Raw genomic sequence first — 17546 nt, 5'->3', positions numbered from 1 at the left:
CGAGATGCCACTCCGGCACGCCTGGGACGGCGTGTCGAGTACCGGAGTGGCATCTCGCGGGGGCTCACGGAGGATCAGCGGCAGCGCGTCGCCGACGACTCGACCGGGATCGCGGCGGAGGCCGGCTCGCCGGCGACCGTGCCGCGCACGTCGACCGTGAGCGAGACGGCCGGGACCGCGCGGAGCGGGGTCGGCACCGTCACGGACGCGGTCTTGCCGGCGGCGAGCGACGGCAGCGTCGCGCTGCCGTAGGGGGTGCGCACCGAGAGGGCGACGCGGTCGGTCCCGCCGTTGACGGCCTTCACCGAGATCACGGCCTTGCCGGCCGCGCAGGTGACGGTCGCGCCGAGGCTCACGCGCAGCGCGTTCTCGAGGGCGTCGAGGGAGTCGCGGAGTCCGCGCTCGGCGGCGTCCACGTCCTCCTGCGTCGCGGCGGATCCGGCGAGCACGACCGCGGCGATCGCACGGCTCTCGTCCAGGCGTGCCAGCGACTCCTCGGTCCACACGGCGCGGTCGACGGCGTCGGCCTCGGCGAGCGCCGCCGCGAGGGCGGTGGTGTCGGCCGTCGACTCCGAGGCGTCGGCGACGAGGCGGACGTCGTCGAGGACGCCCCACGCTCCGCCGGTCAGCGCGAACTCGGCGGCGATCTCGACCACGCCGTCCTCGCCGACCACGACGGGGACCGTCGTCGTCGTGAAGGAGCTCCAGGTGGTGAGCACCAGCGGGGCGCTGGTCGTGCCCGCGGAGGTGGTCGCGCTCAGGGTGCGGACGTCGCTCGCGGGGCTGTTGGTGCCCTGCGTCGTCGCCTGCAGCGTGTACGCGCCGGCCGGCACGCCGGTGAGGGTCTGGCTCGCCGAGGTGGTGTAGTCGGTGCCGTTCCAGAAGGTGACCGCGAAGTCGCCCTCGGCGGCGTCACCGGTCTGCGTGCGCGCGGCGGGGCCGGTGAAGGTCCACGCCGACGTGTCCGCGTCCTCGAAGCCGGGGTTCTGCACGAGGTTCGGAGCGACGACCACGACGGTCGCCGACACCTCGAGTCCCGTGGCCGTGCGGCCGGGGATCGTGTACTCGCCGGGTCCGCGGATCCACGAGGCGGCTCCGCTCCACGTCACCGCGGGAGTCTCGACCGAGCCGTCGTTGAAGTTCACCGACACGGTGGCCGGCAGCACGACGGGCTCGCCGTCGACGACGGTCAGCTCGACCGCGTCCACTCCGGTGACCGCGCGGGGCGCGACCGCTCCGGTGTCGACGTAGCGGAAGGTGCTCAGCGACTCCAGCGGAATGCCGTCGGCGGCGAAGAGGGCCTGGTTGTCCCAGCCGGAGCCGCCGAAGTCGTCGCCCACGTGCACGGGGTCGTACGGGGCGGCGAAGCTCGTGGCCCAGCCGGAGCCGTCGCGCTCCCAGAGCACGCGGTTCTGCTCGACGTCGCTCGCGGGTCCGACGGGCAGCCAGGCCGGCTCCCAGTAGTAGACGCCGATGCCCGCGTCGCCCACGGCGTGCACCGCGGCGATCACGTCGCGCAGCGCCGTGGCCTGGCCCTGCACGCTGATCGGGTACTCGTCGGTCGCGGTGCCCTCGCCGATCACGTTCGGGTAGCCGTCGCCGTCCTCGAGGGTGTGCGCCCATGAGGTCTCGGCGACCATGACCTTCTTGCCGTAGCTGTCGGCGATCTGCGACAGCGAGGCGGTGAGGTTCTCGGGGCTGCCGTGCCAGAACGGGTAGTACGAGCTCGCGAAGACGTCGTAGTCGACGTCGAAGCGGTCCAGGCCCGCGGCGATGGCGGAGTAGCGGCCCGGGGTCTCGGGGTTGGTGAAGTGCACGGCGACCTGCGCCTCCGGCAGCACCTCGCGGACCGCGGAGCTGCCGGCCGAGAAGAGCCCGGCGAGAGTCGCATCCATGTCGGTCGCGGCACGGGTGTACCCGGCCATGCCGTTGTTCGTCTCGTTGCCGATCTGCACCATGTCGACGTCGACTCCGGCGTCCTCGAAGCGCTGGAGCGACTCGGCCGTGTAGTCGTGCAGCGCGGTGGTGAGCTCGGGAGCGGCGAGGCCCGCCCAGGCCTTCGGCGCGAGTTGACGGCCCGGGTCGGCCCAGAAGTCGGAGTAGTGGAAGTCGACGAGCAGGCCCAGTCCGGCGGCCGTGGCGCGCTCGCCGATCTCGATCGCGCGGTCGACGTCGACGTCGCCGCCGCCGTAGCCGTTGCCCTCGGCGTCGAACGGGTCGTTCCAGACTCGGACGCGGACGGAGGTGACGCCCTCGTCGGCGAGGACCTCGAAGACGTCGGCCTCCTGACCCGACGGGTCTCGGAAGACGACTCCGCTCTCCTCGAGCGACAGGATGCTCGAGATGTCGGCGCCCTTGATGAAGTCGGCGGGGAGGCCGTCGACCTTGTCGACGAAGATCCCGGCGTCGACCGGGCCCTCCGCCGCCGAGGCGCTGGTCGCCCCGATCCCGGCGAAGGTGCCGAGGAGGGTGGAGACCGCGGCCACGGCGGCGGTGCCGGCGGTCCTCCTGGTGCGTGCAGACATGCGTGTCCTTTCGTGGTGGTGCGCCCGCCGCGGGGCCTGACGTCGCTCCGGTGCGCACACGGGAGCGGAGCGGCGAGAGGGCCCGGTCGGGCGGGGAGGCGGTGGCGCTCGAGGCGCTCGCGGGGCCCGAGTCGCGCGCTCTGCGCGTGCTCGAGCCGGATCGGTTCGGCAGGTTCTCCTTTGAACTGTGTGCGCTCCCAGTCTGCGGAGGCGCTCAGCAGCCGTCAAGACGGTGCGAGGGAACTCGCCTGCGTCAATTCGACTGTGCGGGACTGGGAGCGAGCACAGTCTGCCGAGGACGCGGTACGACCCCGCCGGACCCTGTGCATGGGATGATCGCCTGATCGGCGAGAGGGAAGACGATGGGCCAGTTGATCTACGGAGTCGCTCCGGCCGTCGAGGTCGAGGACCGGGCGCTGCGGCACGTCGAGGCGGTCATCATCTCGAAGCTGCGCCGCAACGAGAGCTTCTCCTTCCATTGGGACGGCGAGCCCGACGTCGGCGAGGACGTCGCGACTCCGAACCGAGGACGCCACGGCAGCATCTGGGTCTCGAAGAGCTCGTCGCTCTACTTCAGCTACGACTCCGCGGGCGGCGAGCCGCTGAACCGCGCCTGGATCGACCTGCTGCTGCGCTCGGCGCTGTCGCCGGCCGGGCTGCGCGTGCTGCCCGAGCCGAAGGCCTGAGGCGGAGCGGGGGATCCCGCTCCGCGCGCTGCTCGATCGGCAAGGGGGGCGCGCTACGCTACCCGCTCTATCAGCAGGCAGTGCGTGGCGTCAGCCCTGCTGGTCGGGCTCGGCCACGACCTGCAGGCCCGACTGCGAGCTCGCCGAGACCATCAGCGCGTCGACCCACGCGCGGTTGATCGCCGGCTGGCGCCCGCCGAAGAACTTGTACGACAGCGGCACCGACGGGTGCAGCCAGATCTTCATCCGCCCGCCGCCCGTGTCCTGCGTCTGCGTCCACGAGAACGCGAACGACTCGTCGCGGCGCAGCTTGGCCGTGATCACGATCTCGAGGTGCGCCAGCAGGCGGTCCTCGAAGTCGGCCTCGATGCCGCCGGGGTAGATCAGCAGTCCCATGGGGTGCTCCGCTCCGGGCACCGGAGCATCCGGAGCCGCATCCGATCATCCCAGCATCGCGGCCCGTCACCCAGTCGAGGTGCCTGCGCCTCCTACGCTCGACGGATGCATCTCGAACGCCGCGCGCTCGTCGCGCACGACGGCACCCGGCTCTCGCTCCTCGACTCGGGCGGCGACGGCCCGCCCGTCGTGATCCTGCACGGGCTCGCCGGGAGCGCCGCCGAGTTCGAGCCGACCGCCCGCGCCCTGCCGGAGCACCGGGTCGTGCTGCTGGACGCGCGAGGCCACGGTCGGAGCGAGCGGCACCCCTCCGACGTGTCGCGCGCGGCCTTCGTCGCCGACGTCGCGGCGCTGCTCGACGAGGTGGGCCCGGCGGTGCTCGTGGGCCAGTCGATGGGCGCGCACACCGCGATGCTGGTCGCGGCCGCCCATCCTCAGTTCGTCGACCGGCTCGTGCTGCTCGAGACAGCGGAGGGCGGCGACCCGGACGACTCCGTCGCCGACTGGTTCCGCTCGTGGCCGCTGCCCTTCGCGGATTCCCGGGCCGCCCGGGCGTTCCTGGGCACGGGCGCGCTCGCGGACGCCTGGATCGCCGACCTCGAGGAGGCGCCGGACGGACTGCGCCCGCGCTTCGAGCCCGAGATGATGGCGCGCGTCGTCGAAACGCTGGCCGCGCCGCGCTGGACGGAGTGGGAGAGCGTCGCGGCGCCGACCCTCCTCGTCTACGGCGAGAACGGCATGTTCGCACCGGAGCGGCGGGACGCCTTCGCCGCGCGCGGCCGGGACGTGCGCCGAGTGGACCTGCCCGGTGCCTCGCACGACGCGCACCTCGACGCGACCGAGGGCTGGATCGCGGCGCTGCGCGAGTTCGCGGAGGGCACGTCGTGACGTGCGTCTTCTGCGAGCTGATGGCCGGGCACGGCGAGGCGACCTGGGTGGAGCAGGAGGCGGAGGCGGTCGCGTTCCGCCCGGTCCCCTCCTCCGAGCTCGCGCCCGGGCACACGCTCGTCGTGCCGCGCGAGCACAGCGCGGGACTGCTCGACGCCTCCCCCGCCGCGCTCGCGGCGACGATGTCGCTCGCGCAGCGCGTCGGCCGGGCGATGCGGGCGGCCCTCGGAGCGACGGGAGTGGCCGTGCTGCAGGCGAGCGGCGCCTCCGCGGGGCAGAGCGTGCCGCACCTGCACCTGCACGTGGTGCCGTCGTGGGACGGCGACGAGGTGCAGTGGCCCGCCCACCGCTCGGAGCACATCGTCGACGGGGATGCGTGGGCGCTGCTCGCGGAGATGTTCGAGTAGCCCTCCCGCGCCTCGGCCATACTGACGAGGTGCAGGCCGAGGACGACGAGCGCAAGGATCTGGAGCGCGCGCTGTTCGCGCGACCGAGCGGCGACGCGGAGGACGCGACCCGGCGGCGCGAGGCCGAGCGGCGGCTCCGGGAGGAACGCGAGACGGAGCGGGCGGAGGCGGAGCGGGCCGAGACGGAGCCCCGGACGGCTCCCCGAACCGCCGCCGCGACCGCCGCCTCCGCCGTTCCCGCCTCGGAGGAGCCGCCCGCCCGGCGCCGGCGCCCCTTCCTGCTCGTCGGCGCGGCCCTCGCGGCCGGCCTCGTGCTCGGCGCCGCGGCGACCGCACTTCTGCCGGGTGCCGCGGGGACGCCCGCCCCGACCCCCTCCGCGACCGCCCGCCTCGCGGACCGCTACGCGACCCTCCTCGAGGGCTGGGTCGTCGCCACCGACCTGCCGACCGGCATGGCGCTCATCGCCCGGGACGCCGACGTCTTCACCCCCGAGTTCGACACGGCGCAGGAGGACCGCCTCCTGGTGACCGCTCCGGGCGGGGTCTCGCTCTGCCTCGCCCTCCAGCGCGGCGACGGCTCGCTCTCGGCGGGGTGCACCGGGCTCGAGGCGTTCTTCGAGGCGGGATCGCTCGACGTCGTCGGCACCGACCAGGCCGACGGCACGCCCGTCTACACGCGGGTGTCGTTGCGCTCCGACGGGTCGGTCGAGGGAGGTTTCCAGCGGGTGCAGGAGCCCTGAGCCCACCACCCCGTGTCAAGCCTCCCCGACCTCTCGGAGAACCTCCGGCCGCGCGCGCCAGGATGCGGGGACATCCACTCGACCGGGAGGCCGCCGTGCCCGACAGCATCCAGCACTACGACGTCGCCGTGATCGGCGCGGGGCCCGCGGGCACCGCCGCCGCGCTGCGGGCCGCCGAACTCGGAGCGCGCGTCGTCGTGCTCGAGGCCGCCCGCGTGGGCGGCACCTGCGTGAACACGGGCTGCGTGCCCACGCGCGTGCTCGCGAAGACCGCGCGGATCATCCGCGAGGCGCGCACCGCCTCCGACTACGGCGTCGACGTGGGCATCCCGCGGATCGACTGGGCGGCGACCGTGCAGCACGTGCACGAGCGAGTGGACGAGGTGCGCTCGATCAAGCGCGAGGCGCAGCGCTTCGAGGAGGCGGGCGTCGAGCTGATCCACGAGGGGCGGGCGCGGTTCGAGGACGAGTCGACGCTGGTGCTCGACAGCGGTCGCCGGCTGACGGCCTCCTCGATCCTCATCTGCGTCGGCGGGCACTCGCGCCGCCTGCCGATCCCCGGCGCCGAGCTCGCGACCGTCCCCGAGGACGTGCTGGCGCTGCCCGCGCTCCCCCGCCGGGTCGCGGTGATCGGCGGAGGGAACACGGGCGCCCAGCTGGTGACGGTCTTCAACGCCTTCGGTTCGGAGGTGACCCTGCTCGACGTGGCGCCGCGGATCCTCATGACGTCCGATGCCAGCATCTCGGAGTACGTGGGGGCCGCCTTCGAGCGCCAGGGCGTGCACGTGAGCACCGGCATCGAGACGGTCGAGGGCATCGAGCGCGTCGACGCCGCCCTGACGCTGCGCTGGAAGGACGCGGGGCGCTCGCACGCCGAGGAGTTCGACGCCGTGATCATGGCGACGGGCTGGCCCGCCGACGTCGAGGACCTCGGGCTCGAGAACGCGGGCATCGAGGTCGTGCGCTCGGCGATCCCGGCCGATCAGTACTTCCGCACCGTCGTGCCGCACGTCTTCGCGGTCGGCGATGCGAACGGGCGCGACATGCTCGTGCAGGCGGCGCAGTTCGAGGCGGAGGCGGCGGCCGAGAACGCCGTGCTCGGCGCCAACCGGCGCACCCCGCAGCACCTGCTGCCCGCCGGCGGATTCACGGATCCCGACTACGCGGGCGTCGGTTTCACGCTCGGGCAGGCCCGCGAGCGCGACCCGCAGTGCGTGGTGGCCTCTGTGCCGTTCTCGAACGTGGACCGCGCGGTGATCGACGACCGCGAGAGCGGGTTCCTGACGCTGATCTCGGACCGCCGCCGCGAGCTGCTGCTCGGCGCGCACGCGGTCGGCGAGAACGCGATCGAGGTCGTGCAGTCGGTGACGACGGCGATGGCGGCGGGAGTCGACGTGGCGACCCTCGCGAACGTGCGGTTCGCGTATCCGACCTACAGCGCGGTGATCGGCATGGCGGCGCGGGCGCTGCTGAAGGAGCCGGCGCGGCCGACCGAGCTGGACTGACCGGCGGAACGGCTGCGGAAGCAAGGCTGGAACGCGGGAACGGGCGTTTCGCAGCCGGATCGGGGCTTCCGGCCTTCGTCGTGCGGGGTCGGGCGGTTCGCAACCGAGGTCGGGAGCGGCTCCGCCGTGCGACGGCCCGGATCCGGGCATCCTGACCTCGGTTACGGACGACGGCGATGGTAGGGCGTGGTCGTCGAGACCTTCATCAGGCCGGAGCGCTCCAGGATCGGGCGCGAGTCCTCGGTGGAGTCGCTGTGGACGAGGCGCTTGCCGAGCGCGAGCGCCGAGGCGGCTCGGGCGGCGGTGAGCGCCCGGTAGATCCCGCGGCCGCGGAACTGCGGCAGGAGCGCTCCGCCCCAGATGCCGGCGAAGTCGGTGCCCGGAACCGGTTCGAGGCGGCCACCGCCGACCATCCGCCCGTCGACCTCGGCCACCCACAGCTCCATGCCGTCGCCGCGCGCGAGCCGGGCCACGAGCGCATCGGCGATGCCGACGTCGACGCTCTCGCCGAAGGCCTCGTCGATGACGGCGCTCATCGCGCGCACCTCCGCCTCCTCGACGACCCGGCGGAGCGTCGTTCCGAGCGGAGGGGGCGCGTCGCCGGCGAGCGCCTCCAGCGGTCCGATCATGATCGACTCGGGATCGTCCGGCGCGAATCCGTGCGCGAGCAGGGCCTCGTGCAGCCCGGGTGCCCGGTCGTGGCCGCGCGTCTTCCACTCGACGGCGCGGATCGCGGGATCGGCGTCGAAGTGCGCGACGGCCGCGGCGACGAGCGCGCCGATCCCGGCCTCGTCGGCGCCGCCGAGATCGCGGTAGGTGACGAAGCCGCGTCCGCCGGCGAACGTCACCAGCCGCAGCGGTCCCTCCCGCACGACCGAGACGGCGCTGGGCGTCTCGGCGTCGGAGCGGAGCTGCTCGTCGTAGGCCTGCAGGTACTCGGCGCTCGTCGTCATCCCGGCCACGCTACTCCGGGAGCGGATGTCGGCGGCCGTCGCTACGGTGGCGGCATGACCTTCGCGAACGTGGGCACGCTCGGCGCCCTGCCCGGGAGGCGCGACGAGCTCGTCGCGATCCTCACCGCCTCGAACGAGGCGCTGGCGCGCGTCGGCTGCCTGGTCTACGAGGTCGGCACCAGCGACGAGCAGCCCGACACGGTGTTCGTCGTCGAGCTGTGGACGAGCGCAGAGGCGCACCGCGCCTCGCTCGAGCTGCCGGAGGTGCGCGACGCGATCGCGCGGGCGCGGCCACTGCTGTCGGGGGAGTTCGGCGGGTTCCGCTTCGACGTCGTCGGGTCGCCGCTGCGCTGACGCGCCCGGCACGGAGGGCGCTCGCCTCGGGCGGCGAGTGGACCCGAGACGGCCTTCGACGGATTCCGACAGCGCGGTTCGCGCCGAGTGGACGGAGCGTGCCCGCGCGAGTGGCCGCGGAACGGGATTCGACCGACCCCGACAGCCCGATTCGGGCCGAGTGGGCGGACGGCACCCGCTCGAGTGGTCGCGGAACGGGCCCCGGCCGACCCTGACACGCCGGATCGCGTCGAGTGAGGGGACGGATGTCCGGTGAGTGGCCGCGGAACGGGACCTGGCCGCCTCCGACAGCCCGGTTCGCGTCTCGGTCAGGCGCCGATGCGGGTGATCAGGTCCTGGATGAAGGGGACGACGTCCTGCGCCTGGTCGACGCTCGCGAAGGCGGTCGCGACCAGCGGCCACACGGAGCCGACCAGGGTCGCGACCACGGCGGCCACCGCCGCGACCCACGCCACAGCGGGCTTCCGGGCGACGAGGGCGAGGCCGAGGAAGGCCAGGCCGACCAGGAAGCTGATCGCGATCGCGGCGACGATCGTGCCGACGGGGACGTCGAGCGCTCCCGCGACGGATCCGTCGGCGGCGGCGATGAGACCGAGGACGGGCACCAGGACGCCGAGGACCACGAGGGCCGAGACGACGACGCCGGTCGCGAGGGCGATCCAGGCGGCGCGGGGACGGCGGCGGCCGCCGGAGGTGCGCAGGCGGGCCACGGGACTACTCCCCGGTCTTCTCGGCGGCGGGAGCGACGGAGTGAGCGCGCTCGTCGGTGCTGCCGGCGCTGTCGATCGGCTCGGTGCTGCCGGCCCGTTCCTCGGTCGGCTGCTCCACGACGACGACCACGACGGGGGTCGTTCCATCGGCCTGCACCTCGACGACCTGAGGCGCGTCGTCGTGGTCGGACCGGGGCCCCTCCGCGTCGGGGACGGCGTCCGCGGCGTCCGCAACGGAGCGCTCGCGCTCCTCCGTACGGCGGTCCGCCTCGTCGGCGGCGGCGTCCAGCGCGTCGGCCGCCCTCTCGCCGGCGGCGTCCAGAGTGTCCGCGGCCTTCTCCACTGCAGCGCCCGCGGCGCCGGTGATCCGGTCCCCCGCCTCCGACAGGCGCGCGCCCGCCTCGTCGGCGAGGTCGCCGGCCTTCTCGACCAGCGAGTCGCCCTCGGCGACGGGCTCGGGTTCGATCGGATCGAACGGACCGTGCACGTCGGTGACGGTGATGTTCACCGCGACCGGCGAGGCGTGCACCTGCGAGGCGGCGCGGAGCACCTGCGTGCGCGCCTCCTCCATCACCTCGTTCACGGTGTGCGGGTACTCGACGACGAGGTCGAGGTCGATGACCGTGCGGCCCTCGTCCTCCGAGATCGTGACTCCGGGGATCGTGCTCGTGCCCAGCACGGCACGGGCGGCGCGGTCGAGGCCGCGGGCGGCGGGTCCCCCGAGGTGGTGCACGCCGGTCGTGCCGAGAGCGGTCTCGGCGACGGTGGTCGCGAGCAGGTCCCGAGGTGTCTCGGGATCGGGGTGCGCGGTGTCGATCGCGCCCAGGTCGATCGGTCGAGCGTCGTCGAGAGAGACCGCGGGATCGAGGCGGGGGTCGTCGAGGCGGGGGTCGTCGGTCATGGGGTGCTCCTTGCGTTGCGTGCGGGTGCCGGGGCGCGGGTCACGCGCGCGGGGCGAGGGATCGGGTGCGGGACTGCGCGACGCGGTGCGCCGCTCCGGCGATCGCGGCACCCAGGAGGGGCGCGGCGACGAACACCCAGAGCTGGCTCAGCGCGTCGGGTCCGCCGTGGACCGCGGCGGCCAGCGAGCGCGCCGGGTTCACGGAGGTGTTGCTGACCGGGATCGAGACGAGGTGGATCAGGGTGAGGGTGAGGCCGATCACCACGGGGGCGAGCGAGGCCGCCCGGGCGGTCGCCGAGAGGATCACCGTCACGAAGACGGCGGTCAGCACGGTCTCGGCGAGGAGGACCGCACCGAGGCCGAAGCCGCCCGGAGAGTGCTCGCCGTATCCGTTGGACGCGAATCCGCTCTCCTGCGCGGAGGCGAGGAAGCCCGAGGGGCCGTCGGCGGCGATCACGACGAGCACCGTCGATCCGATCAGTCCGCCGACGAGCTGCGCGACGACGTAGCCGGGCACCTCGCGCCACGGGGTGCGACCGGCGACGGCGAGGCCCACGGTGACCGCCGGGTTGAAGTGGCCGCCCGAGAGGTGGCCGACGGCGGCGACGCCGGCGAGGACGCTGAGTCCGAACGCGAGGGCGACGCCGAGGAAGCCGATGCCGAGCGGGTTCTGCTCGTCGGGGAAGGCGGAGGCGAGCAGGGCCGCGCCCACGCCGCCGAGGACGAGCAGAGCGGTGCCGAAGACCTCGGCGGCCAGTCGGACGGCGGTGGGGACCGGGGCGGCGGCGGTGCGCTCGGGAGCGGAGGGAGTGCTCGTGCGGCTCATGGGAGCGCCTTTCGGGGGGAGTCAGTGGCGACGGCCGGCGACGCGGTCGCGGACGTCGGCGAGGGTGTCCTCGGGCACGGGCGGGACGCCGCGGCCGAGGCTGCGCAGTCCGACCGCCAGGAGGATCCCGGCGGCGACGGCGGACACGACGAGCGTGATCGCGACGGCCGACCAGAGCGGGAGGGCGAGGGCGAGCAGGGCGACGGCGAGTGCTGCGAGCAGCCCGGCGGTCACGAGGGCGAGGACCGCGCCGACCGCCGCCAGGACTGCTCCGCTGCGGGCGCCCGAGACGCGCTCGACGATCTCGCGGCGGGCGGAGTCGAGCTCCTCGCGGACGGCGCGGACCACGGGGTCGATCGCCTTCTGCGCGAGGCCGGCGCGGAAGCCGGAGGTGTCGTCGGTCATGACGCGTCCTTCCAGGGAGGAGAGGGGTCCGGCCCTCCGCGGCGGGCGGAGGGCCGGAGTGGGTGGGGCCGGACCGGGTGGCGCCGGGCCGGACCAGGTGGGCCGGAGCGGGCCGGGCCGGATCACTCCACGCGGGAGGCGGAGCTCATCCGGCTGCGCAGACCGCTGACGATCTGGACCACGACCGGGGTCTCCTGACCCAGCACCGCGTCCCAGCGGCGCACGGCCGTGTCGACGGTGCGGCGCGTCTGCATCGGCGAGACTCCGCGGCGGGTGTGCGCGGTGACGCGCAGCACCCGGCGGTGCCGGATGTCGAACGCGGTGACGTCGACCGCGACGATGCCGGGATCGCGCGTGAGCGCCTCCTCGAGCACCTGCTCGGCGACCTTCGCGTCGAGCGTCAGCGTGCCTCCGGTCGGCGACGAGCCTCCGGAGCCGGCCGACACCCGGAGCAGCGTGGACGTGCGTCCCCGGCCCTGGCGCAGGATGAAGCGGAGCAGCAGCAGGATCAGCACGAGCGCCGCGGCGGCGGTCGCCCAGAGGATCCAGGGCTGCGATCCCGAGAGCGCGTCGGACGTCGGTCCGCTCGCGTCCTCGGCCGCGGTCGAGACGGTCCGCTGGACGTCGGGGAGCAGCGCGCCGACGGCGATCGCGCCTCCGACGACGAGCAGCACGAGCCCGACCAGCAGCAGGAGCAGGCGGTTCAGGAACCGGTTGGTGGTGGTCATCGGACCGTTCCCTTCTCGGAGAGGCGGACGCGACCCGTGAGCGCGGGGCTCACGTCGTAGCCGCTCAGCTCGGCGTCGACGGCCTCGCGGATGCTCGCCGCGTCGGTCGAGACACCGCTGGTGCGCTGCACGACGACTCCGACCCGGCGACGGCCGACCGACACCTGCACCTGGTCGGGGTCGATGCCGCCGGCGTAGGCCGCGGCCCGGGCGACGCTCTGCGCGATCACCCGGTCGTCGACGACGACGGCGGTGCGGTCGATCCCGGCGCTGCGGCGGCCGCGACGACCGGGGGCGAAGGACAGGACGAGCAGCACGAGGCCGATCACCGCGAGCACGGCGCCCGCGGCCGCCGTGAGCGCGATGGGGGCGCCGGCCGCGCCGAGCAGCACGGCGGCACCGTCCTGCGGGGCGACGAGCAGCGCGGGCTGTCCGAGGACCGCGAGCACCGCCTCCGTGCCCAGCCACGCGAACAGCAGGATCAGGAGGATCGCGAGGGCGATCGCCGACCCGGAGCGGGACGAGTGGGTCTCGCGCCGCAGGACGCGCCGGTACAGCGCGTCGGTGGCCGGCTGAGCGGGAGTCGTCACGACACCCTCCTTCGTTCTCGGAGGTCGACACCGGTGATCCGGAGGTCGACGCGGCCGATGCTCGAGCCGGTCAGCTCGAGGCAGCGGCTGCGGATGAGGGTCTGCGCCCGGGCGAGCCGTTCGAGCAGCGTCCCGGAGGAGCGCCGATCGGTCTCGCCGAGCGGGGACACGCGGATCGAGGCCTGCGCGACGACGTGCAGCGAGCCGCCGTCGTCGTCGAGGTCGACCGAGACGTCGGACGGGCCGACGTCGAGGGCGTCCGCGGTGACGGCCGACACGATCCGCCGCACTGCGCGCGAGGAGATCGTCGTACGGCCGTGGCGGGCCGGGTCGGCCATCACCGCCGCGGTCACGACGACCGCCGCCCGCGGAGGGTGTCGCCGAGCGAGCGCAGATCGAGCCTGCCCTCGACGACGCGGCCGACTCCGAAGCCGATGCCCATGCCCAGCGCGACCACGACGAGCGCCCAGAAGCCGAACACGATCGCCGTCAGCGCGAGGACCGCGCCGATCACGAGGCCGGTGGTGGACGGAGTCACTGGACGCGGCTCTCGGCGTCGTCGTCCTTGTCGTCCGAGGGGATGTGCACGTCGGCGACGGTCACGTTGACCTCGGTGACCTCCATGCCGACGACCGAGGAGATGGCCTCGGACACGGCGGAGCGGATGCTGTCGGCGAGCTTCTGCAGCGCGACGGGGTACTCGGCGACCACGGTGATATCGGCGGCGACCTGCTTCTCGCCGACCTCGACCGAGATGCCCTGGCCGCGGTCCTGCGCGTTGATGGCGTTGCGGATGGCGCCGATGGCGCGCGCCGCTCCGCCGCCCAGGTCGTGCACGCCGGGGACCTCGCGGGCGGCGATGCCGGCGACCTTCTCGACCACGCCGTCGGCGATGGTGTTCTTGCCGGTCGAGGTGGTGGTGCCGTGCTTGGCCGAGCCGGTGGTGGCGAGGGTGCCGGGGGTGACGGTGCTCATGATCTTCTCCTGATGTCGACGGGGTTCGCGGCCTGGAGACCGCGGTGCCGACGTTGTGCGGCACACGATGAAGACGGGCGGCGGTGGACGGTCGTCCCGCCGCATCAGGCGGTGCGCAGGGTTCGGGGGCGCGTGGCGCGCTTCGCGGCCAGTGGTCTCCACAGCGGGATGCGGAGTGCTCGCTGGGCGGCCAGCGGTGTCCACAGGGAGGCGGGACGGGGGCGACGGTTCGATCCCCAGGGGATTCGGGGAGTGGGCAGCGGCGATGAGCGGAGGAAGAGGGGTTCCCGCGCAGACCACCTGCAGATCGCGCAGCAGGCTGCAGATCGCGCAGCAGGCTGCAGATCGCGCAGGAGCCTGCGGATCGCGCCGGAGCCGCCGGCCGTGATCGTCGGCGATCCGGCTGCAGCCGAGAGCCGCCTCGGCGCTGCAACGGACGCCCGAGTCGGCGTCGGATGCGGAGACGAGCCCCACGGTGGCCGGCAGTTCGGGATAGTGGTCTCGGACGGACCGTGTGCAGCCGCGCACGCAGGTGCCCCTCCCTCCGAGACCACACCTCCTCGACGAGGAGCGCCGCGGACACGATGCTCCTGGCGTCTTCACCTCCGACCACTCACGCACCACCCGATAACGGAATGTATTGACATGCGCACTCCTCTCGCCGGCACCCGACCCGACACCGACGTCGCCCCCGACCGTCCTGCACGATCCGATCCGAGCCCGAGCGGCTTTTCGGTGACGAAGCGATTCCTCGCCGGCCTCGGCCTGGCGGCGGCGACCGGAGTGCTCCTCACCGGCTGCACCGGAACGGGTCAGGAGACCGCGGCGACCTCCGCCGAGGGCGGCGACCTCACCTACGCGGTCGTCACCCACTCCGGACCCGGCGACGCCTTCTGGGACCGCGTGAAGTCCGGCGCCGAGGCGGCCGGAGCCGACTACGCCGCAACCGTCACCTACAACTCCGACCCCGACCCCGCGAAGCAGTCGCAGCTCATCGACAACGCCGTCGCGCAGGACGTCGACGGGATCGTCGTCTCGATGGCCAACCCCGACGGCGTCCGCGACAGCGTCGAGAAGGCCGTCGCGGCGGGCATCCCCGTCGTCACGATCAACTCCGGCATCGAGCGCTCCGCCGAGTTCGGCGCCCTCACCCACATCGGACAGAGCGAGAGCGTGGCCGGCGAGGCCGTGGGCACCCGGCTCGCCGACGCCGGCCTCACCAACGCGCTGTGCGTGATCCACGAGGCGGGCAACGTCGGCCACGAGGAGCGCTGCACGGCCGCCGCGAGCACCTTCGGCGGCACGATGACCAACCTGCAGGTCGACGGCACCAACGACGCCGAGGTCAAGGCGACGATCAAGTCGAAGCTTCAGGCCGACCCGTCCATCGACGGAGTGCTGACCCTCGGCGGCCAGTACGCCATCGACGCGGTCGGTGCGGTCGAGGAGTCGGGCAGCAGCGCGAAGATCGGCACCTTCGACCTCTCGGAGGACGTCGTCTCGGCGGTCGAGGCAGGCAGCGTCCTCTTCGCGGTCGACCAGCAGCCCTACGTCCAGGGCTTCCTGGGCGTGACCGCGCTCGAGCTCTTCGCGACCACGGGCACGATCATCGGCGGTGGACAGCCCGTCTACTCCGGCCCGGCCTTCGTCACCGAGGACAACGCGGCCGAGGTCGCGGAGTTCGCCGCCGACGGCACCCGCTAGAGCGCGAAACACTCCAGACCCCACGGGGCCGGTGCGTCCGGCCCCCGTCTCGTCCCACGAATCAGGAGTCCCCGTTGACGACAGACATCGTGACGATCGCGACGAGGCCCCGCCTCGAGCGGCGTCCCCTCCGCACGATCCTCGCGCGGCCCGAGACCGGCGCCTTCGTCGCGGCCCTCGCCGTGCTGGTGTTCTTCTCCCTCTACACCCCGCAGTTCCTGAGCCTGGCCGGAGCCGGCGTCTGGCTCGAGTCGGCCTCCACCTTCGGCATCATGGCCGTGGCCGTGGCCGTGCTCATGATCGGCGGCGAGTTCGACCTCTCGGCCGGAGTGATGACCGGGTTCTCGGCGCTGATCGTCGGCATCCTGACCACCCACTACGGACTGAGCATCTGGGTCGCCGTCCTCGTCTCGCTCGTCGTCTGCCTCGGCGTCGGCGCGCTCAACGGCGTCCTCGTGATGAAGACCGGGCTCCCCAGCTTCATCGTGACCCTCGGCACCTTCTTCGCCCTCGCCGGCATCGACCTCGCCGTCACCAAGCTCATCACCGGGCAGGTCGCGATCCAGGGCATGGCCCGGGTCCCCGCGTACGACTCCATCCAGCCGCTCTTCGGCGCCTCCCTCCGGATCGGCGACGGCACGTTCTACGTGTCGGTCCTCTGGTGGTTCGTCGTGACCGCGGTGGCCACGTGGCTCCTGCTGCGCACCCGCGCCGGCAACTGGGTCTTCGCCGTCGGCGGCGCCCTCGACTCCGCACGCCAGGTCGGCGTCCCGGTCTTCAGGACCAAGATCGGCCTGTTCATGGGAACGGCCGGAGCGGCGTGGCTGGTCGGCATGATCTCGCTCTTCCGCACCTCGACGGTGCAGGCGAACACCGGCGTCGGCCAGGAGTTCATCTACATCATCTGCGCGGTCGTCGGCGGCTGCCTGATGACCGGCGGCTACGGATCCGCGATCGGCGCCGCCCTCGGCGCGCTGATCTACGGCATGGTCTTCCAGGGCATCACCTTCGCCCAGTGGGACACCGACTGGCTCCGGACGGTCCTCGGCGGGATGCTGCTCGCCGCGGTCCTCCTGAACAAGTTCGTCCGCACACGAGCAGGAGGCGGACGATGAGCACCGGCACCGCAGGACCCTCGACCGGCCAACCGGCCACCCCGGTCGGCACGCCCGTCGTCGAGGTCAGGGACATCGGCAAGCGCTACGGAGCCGTCACCGCGCTCGCGGGGGTCTCGACCACCGTGAACGCGGGGCAGGTCACCTGCGTGCTCGGCGACAACGGCGCGGGCAAGTCGACCTTCATCAAAGTGCTGGCCGGCGTCCACGCGCCCAGCGAGGGCACGCTGCTGCTCGACGGCGAGCCGATCACCTTCGCCTCGCCCCGCGCGGCCCTCTCGGCCGGCATCGCGACGGTCTACCAAGACCTCGCGGTCGTGCCGCTCATGCCCGTCTGGCGGAACTTCTTCCTCGGCTCCGAGCTGACGACCGGCGTCGGACCGTTCCGCCGCCTGGACGTCAGGTCGATGAAGCAGATCACCGTCGACGAGCTGGCCCGCATGGGCATCGACCTCCGCGACGTCGACCAGCCCATCGGCACCCTCTCGGGCGGCGAGCGCCAGTGCGTCGCGATCGCCCGCGCCGTCCACTTCGGCGCGCGCGTGCTGATCCTCGACGAGCCCACCGCCGCGCTGGGCGTCAAGCAGTCCGGCGTGGTGCTGAAGTACATCGCCCGCTCGCGCGACGAGGGCCTCGGAGTGGTCTTCATCACCCACAACCCGCACCACGCGTACCCGGTCGGCGACCGCTTCCTCCTCCTGAACCGCGGCACGAGCCTCGGCACCTTCGAGAAGAGCGAGATCTCGCTGGCGGAGCTCACCGGCCTGATGGCCGGCGGCGCCGAGCTCGAGTCGCTGGCGCACGAGCTGCAGCGCGAGATGCCGGACTCGCCGGTGGCGCGCGAGGTCGCCGCCGAGGCCGGGGGCGGCCACGACGCCCGCTGGTCCGCCCCGGGCCTGACGGACCACCCCTCCGCGATCCGTCGCGTTCCGCTCGCCTCCCCCGCCCGGGGAGGAGCGGATCGCGGCGGATCGTTCCCGTGCGGGCGGCGATCGCTCTTCGCGATCGATATGTCGCGATCGGCGGACCGGCCGCGGTGCGAATCGCTCATCCGGCGCGAACGGCCTCCGGAAGCGCGCACACGCGACCGTTCGCGACCGATCGATCCGCGCGGCTGATCCGGCGAGAACGGCTGCCC

At 73.5% G+C, this 17546-nt stretch carries 20 protein-coding genes and 1 pseudogene; 9 read left to right on the top strand and 12 right to left on the bottom strand.

The window, feature by feature from the left end:
- Positions 1-74: 74 nt before the first annotated feature.
- Entirely contained in the window at positions 75-2525 is a 2451-nt protein-coding gene (locus AC0CID_RS14440; protein WP_465227337.1) for a glycosyl hydrolase 53 family protein, read from the bottom strand.
- A 362-nt stretch (positions 2526-2887) separates the two neighbouring features.
- Between AC0CID_RS14440 and AC0CID_RS14435 the strand changes: the two genes are divergently transcribed.
- A complete protein-coding gene (locus tag AC0CID_RS14435; protein WP_465227336.1) occupies positions 2888-3211 on the top strand; it encodes a DUF7882 family protein in 324 nt (107 codons plus the stop codon).
- Between the two features lie 90 nt (positions 3212-3301).
- Here AC0CID_RS14435 and AC0CID_RS14430 read toward each other — a convergent pair whose 3' ends face one another.
- Positions 3302-3607: a DUF7882 family protein gene (locus AC0CID_RS14430; protein WP_055788704.1), complete on the bottom strand. Its 306-nt coding sequence runs from the start codon at positions 3605-3607 to the stop codon at positions 3302-3304.
- Positions 3608-3712: 105 nt separating this feature from the next.
- Between AC0CID_RS14430 and AC0CID_RS14425 the strand changes: the two genes are divergently transcribed.
- From AC0CID_RS14425 to AC0CID_RS14410, 4 genes are all read left to right on the top strand, one after another.
- Entirely contained in the window at positions 3713-4495 is a 783-nt protein-coding gene (locus tag AC0CID_RS14425; RefSeq protein ID WP_465227335.1) for an alpha/beta fold hydrolase, read from the top strand.
- Entirely contained in the window at positions 4492-4902 is a 411-nt protein-coding gene (locus AC0CID_RS14420; protein ID WP_465227334.1) for an HIT family protein, read from the top strand. Before AC0CID_RS14425 ends, AC0CID_RS14420 begins: the two co-directional genes overlap by 4 nt.
- A gap of 29 nt (positions 4903-4931) precedes the next feature.
- On the top strand, positions 4932-5642 hold the full coding sequence (locus AC0CID_RS14415) for a hypothetical protein (protein WP_465227333.1): 711 nt from the start codon (positions 4932-4934) through the stop codon (positions 5640-5642).
- A 95-nt stretch (positions 5643-5737) separates the two neighbouring features.
- Entirely contained in the window at positions 5738-7147 is a 1410-nt protein-coding gene (locus AC0CID_RS14410; protein WP_465227332.1) for a dihydrolipoyl dehydrogenase family protein, read from the top strand.
- 161 nt (positions 7148-7308) lie between these two features.
- Here the strand turns inward: AC0CID_RS14410 and AC0CID_RS14405 are convergent, their stop codons facing one another.
- Complete coding sequence (locus AC0CID_RS14405) at positions 7309-8100, bottom strand: GNAT family N-acetyltransferase (RefSeq protein WP_465227331.1); 792 nt, start codon at positions 8098-8100, stop codon at positions 7309-7311.
- A gap of 54 nt (positions 8101-8154) precedes the next feature.
- Here AC0CID_RS14405 and AC0CID_RS14400 point away from each other — a divergent pair, with 54 nt between their 5' ends.
- Positions 8155-8454: a putative quinol monooxygenase gene (locus AC0CID_RS14400; protein WP_207406940.1), complete on the top strand. Its 300-nt coding sequence runs from the start codon at positions 8155-8157 to the stop codon at positions 8452-8454.
- Between the two features lie 308 nt (positions 8455-8762).
- On the opposite strand, the gene AC0CID_RS14395 is transcribed toward AC0CID_RS14400, so the two are convergent.
- The 9 genes from AC0CID_RS14395 to AC0CID_RS14355 form a co-directional block, all read right to left on the bottom strand.
- On the bottom strand, positions 8763-9164 hold the full coding sequence (locus AC0CID_RS14395; protein WP_465227330.1) for a hypothetical protein: 402 nt from the start codon (positions 9162-9164) through the stop codon (positions 8763-8765).
- 4 nt (positions 9165-9168) lie between these two features.
- The gene (locus AC0CID_RS14390) at positions 9169-10065 is read right to left on the bottom strand and encodes an Asp23/Gls24 family envelope stress response protein (protein ID WP_465227329.1); all 897 of its coding nucleotides are present in this window, start codon (positions 10063-10065) and stop codon (positions 9169-9171) included.
- Between the two features lie 40 nt (positions 10066-10105).
- The gene (gene aqpZ / locus AC0CID_RS14385) at positions 10106-10891 is read right to left on the bottom strand and encodes an aquaporin Z (protein ID WP_465227328.1); all 786 of its coding nucleotides are present in this window, start codon (positions 10889-10891) and stop codon (positions 10106-10108) included.
- Positions 10892-10912: 21 nt separating this feature from the next.
- Positions 10913-11296: a phage holin family protein gene (locus tag AC0CID_RS14380; protein WP_207406948.1), complete on the bottom strand. Its 384-nt coding sequence runs from the start codon at positions 11294-11296 to the stop codon at positions 10913-10915.
- 122 nt (positions 11297-11418) lie between these two features.
- Positions 11419-12024, bottom strand: a complete 606-nt coding sequence (locus tag AC0CID_RS14375) for a hypothetical protein (RefSeq protein WP_207406949.1) — start codon at positions 12022-12024, stop codon at positions 11419-11421.
- Positions 12021-12614, bottom strand: a complete 594-nt coding sequence (locus tag AC0CID_RS14370; RefSeq protein WP_465227327.1) for a hypothetical protein — start codon at positions 12612-12614, stop codon at positions 12021-12023. Before AC0CID_RS14370 ends, AC0CID_RS14375 begins: the two co-directional genes overlap by 4 nt.
- A complete protein-coding gene (locus tag AC0CID_RS14365) occupies positions 12611-12967 on the bottom strand; it encodes a hypothetical protein (RefSeq protein ID WP_465227326.1) in 357 nt (118 codons plus the stop codon). The genes AC0CID_RS14370 and AC0CID_RS14365 overlap by 4 nt, the downstream gene beginning before the upstream one ends.
- Complete coding sequence (locus AC0CID_RS14360; RefSeq protein WP_207406950.1) at positions 12964-13152, bottom strand: DUF2273 domain-containing protein; 189 nt, start codon at positions 13150-13152, stop codon at positions 12964-12966. Before AC0CID_RS14360 ends, AC0CID_RS14365 begins: the two co-directional genes overlap by 4 nt.
- A complete protein-coding gene (locus AC0CID_RS14355) occupies positions 13149-13589 on the bottom strand; it encodes an Asp23/Gls24 family envelope stress response protein (protein WP_207406951.1) in 441 nt (146 codons plus the stop codon). Before AC0CID_RS14355 ends, AC0CID_RS14360 begins: the two co-directional genes overlap by 4 nt.
- A gap of 735 nt (positions 13590-14324) precedes the next feature.
- Here AC0CID_RS14355 and AC0CID_RS14350 point away from each other — a divergent pair.
- The 3 genes and pseudogenes from AC0CID_RS14350 to AC0CID_RS14340 form a co-directional block, all read left to right on the top strand.
- Positions 14325-15293: a substrate-binding domain-containing protein gene (locus AC0CID_RS14350; protein ID WP_465227325.1), complete on the top strand. Its 969-nt coding sequence runs from the start codon at positions 14325-14327 to the stop codon at positions 15291-15293.
- 74 nt (positions 15294-15367) lie between these two features.
- Positions 15368-16408: an ABC transporter permease gene (locus AC0CID_RS14345; protein ID WP_465227324.1), complete on the top strand. Its 1041-nt coding sequence runs from the start codon at positions 15368-15370 to the stop codon at positions 16406-16408.
- A pseudogene (locus AC0CID_RS14340) lies at positions 16405-17274 on the top strand (ATP-binding cassette domain-containing protein); the annotation flags it as partial. The gene AC0CID_RS14345 and the pseudogene AC0CID_RS14340, both read left to right, overlap by 4 nt.
- Positions 17275-17546 lie beyond the last annotated feature (272 nt).

This window comes from Rathayibacter sp. AC451, assembly GCF_979253095.1.
This window is presented reverse-complemented; position numbering and strand designations above follow the sequence as displayed.